This window comes from Alkalibacterium sp. 20 (assembly GCF_001885615.1).
Classification (GTDB): Bacteria; Bacillota; Bacilli; order Lactobacillales; family Carnobacteriaceae_A; genus Alkalibacterium.
Window position 1 is genome coordinate 1 of the sequence record NZ_LSRN01000077.1, and the last position, 2,975, is coordinate 2,975.

At 35.9% G+C, this 2,975-nt stretch carries 6 protein-coding genes; all 6 read left to right on the top strand.

Translation table 11 applies throughout. From position 1 onward, the window contains the following. The first annotated feature begins 20 nt into the window (after positions 1 to 20). The 6 genes from AX762_RS13470 to AX762_RS11055 all read left to right on the top strand — a co-directional run bounded on the left by AX762_RS13470 (position 21) and on the right by AX762_RS11055 (position 2,842). Positions 21 to 434, top strand: a complete 414-nt coding sequence (locus AX762_RS13470; protein ID WP_371261678.1) for a polysaccharide biosynthesis C-terminal domain-containing protein — start codon at positions 21 to 23, stop codon at positions 432 to 434. A 204-nt stretch (positions 435 to 638) separates the two neighbouring features. Further along, a complete protein-coding gene (locus tag AX762_RS11045) occupies positions 639 to 1,109 on the top strand; it encodes a ribonuclease domain-containing protein (protein ID WP_071849188.1) in 471 nt (156 codons plus the stop codon). A gap of 3 nt (positions 1,110 to 1,112) precedes the next feature. Further along, entirely contained in the window at positions 1,113 to 1,298 is a 186-nt protein-coding gene (locus AX762_RS11050) for a barstar family protein (protein ID WP_071849189.1), read from the top strand. 393 nt (positions 1,299 to 1,691) lie between these two features. Next, positions 1,692 to 1,859 (top strand): hypothetical protein, encoded by a 168-nt coding sequence (locus AX762_RS12850; protein ID WP_177244095.1) that lies wholly within the window; start codon positions 1,692 to 1,694, stop codon positions 1,857 to 1,859. A 25-nt stretch (positions 1,860 to 1,884) separates the two neighbouring features. After that, entirely contained in the window at positions 1,885 to 2,061 is a 177-nt protein-coding gene (locus tag AX762_RS12855; RefSeq protein ID WP_177244096.1) for a hypothetical protein, read from the top strand. Positions 2,062 to 2,299: 238 nt separating this feature from the next. Beyond that, entirely contained in the window at positions 2,300 to 2,842 is a 543-nt protein-coding gene (locus AX762_RS11055) for a transferase (protein ID WP_071849190.1), read from the top strand. The last annotated feature ends 133 nt before the right edge of the window (positions 2,843 to 2,975 follow it).

Genomic DNA, 2,975 nt, shown 5'->3' on the forward strand with positions numbered 1-2,975 from the left:
TGATAAGAGATGGCAGAGGTTTGTATAAAGAAAGTAAAAAATACACCCTTGCCACTGCAGTATTAAACTTTATTTTATCTTTAATACTGGTAAATATATTCTCAATAAATGGATTGTTATTATCGACTGTTATAACAAACTATTTTATAATGGATCTTGGAAATTATAAGTTAGTATATAATCAAATATTCAATAAATCGATTCGTGTCCCTTTACGAGACTTCGGACTGATCTTTATTAATTTATTTCTGACCCTAGCAGTGATATACCTAGTGAATAGGTTAATGATCGCAAACTTTTCACTATCATGGTTGATTTTTATGGTTAAAGCTCTACTATTAACTATAATTTCTTTCGTTATAACGTTTGGATTTCTAGTCAAGTTTGATGACTCATTTATGCGATTATTATCTAGGATATTTAGTAATATATAATCAAAAGAAGTTTAACGGTATGGACAAGTGGACGTGAATTGTGGCCTGACTTGTCTCGATTCCCACTTTATCGAAACAAGTAGACCGGGATTTTGCGCTCACTCCTTTCGATTCAGCCCAAATGGCTCATCAAGAAGGTTTATTTTGTCAGTAAACCGACAAATTTTTCGAACGATTACGTAATGCTAAAAAGAACGGACACATTTGGCGCTGTCTGCCTGCGGTCAGTTGGAAGCCTTGCTGGATGATGTGATTGAAGAGGACGTAGAAGAGTTTCAAGACGAGATAGAAGAGATGGACGAACAGGAATCAGCAGAAGATCGTCCGGATCCAGACGGTCATTACAGCACACCTGAGGAGGTCGCTTTGTATCTCCATACCTATGATGAACTCCCGGATAACTATCTGATCAAAGCCAAAGCCAAAGCCAAAGCCTTTGAATTGGGTTGGGAAGCCAGTGAAGGTAATCTGTGGGAAATATCTGAGGAGATGCTGATCGTTGGCGACACTTTCGGTATCCTTCCGGAAAAAGACGGATGCCAGTACTATGAAGCAGACGTGAATTATGCAGGTGGCTACCGCGGAGCCGAACGTCTCGTTTACTCCAATGACGGACTGATCTACTACACCGATGATTATTATGACAGCTTCCAACTACTGTATGAGGAGGAATAGCAGATGAGAACAGCAAGACTAGATGGTTGCAGCATGGAAAACAAAGAAATAGCTCATCGCTACATTCAAGAAGTGCTGAATATACCGAGTTATTACGGTTACAATCTGGATGCCCTTTATGATGCCTTGAGTTTATATGACAAGGAGTTGTCGATCATGCTATTCAATAAACCTGATATTATGGATTAGCTTGGACCATATGGTGACCATCTGATCAAGACATTTGAAGAAGTTTACAAAGTTAATAAGAATGTTTCGTTTAAAGTGATATAGAAAACGCACAGACTCATCATGATTTTTAGGATAAGACCTGTCGTTTTTTCTTAACTTTTTTTTCAGTAAATCACTCTGCGAAACGCATAATTTGAATAAGTGGAGGAAAACTGAGCACTCACTTGTTTCGTTTAAGTTTAAACTGCTTGTCAGGAAGGAGGATTTTGGCAGATGTCTGCCAAAATCGCCATCATTAAAAAAACAGAGTACGAAAGTGGTAAGAAAAAAATTATCACTTCCTAAATAACCGATTTTGGCTATACTGATTATAGTAAAGCTTTCTTTAAAGGGGGAGAAAGAAATGAAGAAATGCATTGGGACAAAGAGAGTTTAACCGGAGTCAGAGCAGGAATCATTGACAATGAAGCTGTTAAAGCCGTGTATCGGTCTGAAGATGATGCGATACTGTCTCGTGTAGAAGAAGAATTAAGTGAAGCCGGCGGTTATCCGGCATTAATTAACCATTCCCCGACATAAACATTTCACCGTTGAACCGGTTGGAGTGACCTTTACCGGTAAAGACAAACAGGACGTTCAGATTCTTGAATGGGCCTATGCTTATGAACAACAGATCGAGGATAAATCTCAAAATTTAAGAATAGTGCACGAGGATTACGTTGCCAAATGCTTTATTGAGGGGATCGATTTGAAAAGTATGACGGGTTTTATGGAGACATAAAATGAAAATATAATATAATATAATATAATAAATCAAATTTAGATAATGATACAGTATTCTTTATCTTTATAGATATTTTTTGTATCATATATACATGATGAACTTAATAAATATACACCCGTTTTTTGACATATTTTCATTTACAAGTATTTATACGTTAACTAGATTACAGGGAAATTTATGAGCTTGTACCCATGGTTCAATAGTGAATGTAATAATTAAAACTTGGAGGTGTGAGATGAGTAAAATTATTGGTTTCGTTATTTATAATTTGATAGCTAAACATATGCCAATGTCATACTCAAAATTTAATTTTGGTTCTAAATATATAAGGAGATTTTGCTCAAAATTATTACTTGCTAAATCCGGAAAAAATATTAATATTGAAAAGGGAGCCTCATTTTCATCCAGATTAGAGATAGGTAATAATTCTGGTATTGGATATAGAGCTTCAATAGGAGGAAAAGTAATAATTGGAGATGATGTTATGATGGGACCAGATTGTGTGATTTACACACAAAATCATGAGTTTGAGAGGCTTGATATACCAATGAACCAACAAGGTGTGCAAGATGAAAAGCCGGTTATCATTGGGAATGATGTATGGATTGGCGGACAAGTTACAATTCTTCCAGGTATGAAAATTGGTAACTCTTCGATAATAGGCGCCCGTGCCGTCGTTGTGAAAGATATTCCAGATTTTGCAATTGTGGGAGGTAATCCAGCAAAAATTTTGAAGTTCAGGAACACTGAAAGTGTTATTCACGACAAGGTAAACTAGTGGCTTTAGTGGCTTCAAGTTTTCTGTATAAATAATACAGGTATTTTTATTCAACTATGACCAACTAACAAAGATACGAAAAGTACTCTGAATAATTCATAATAAAAAATTCTTTGTTGATTTTACTGTAGTT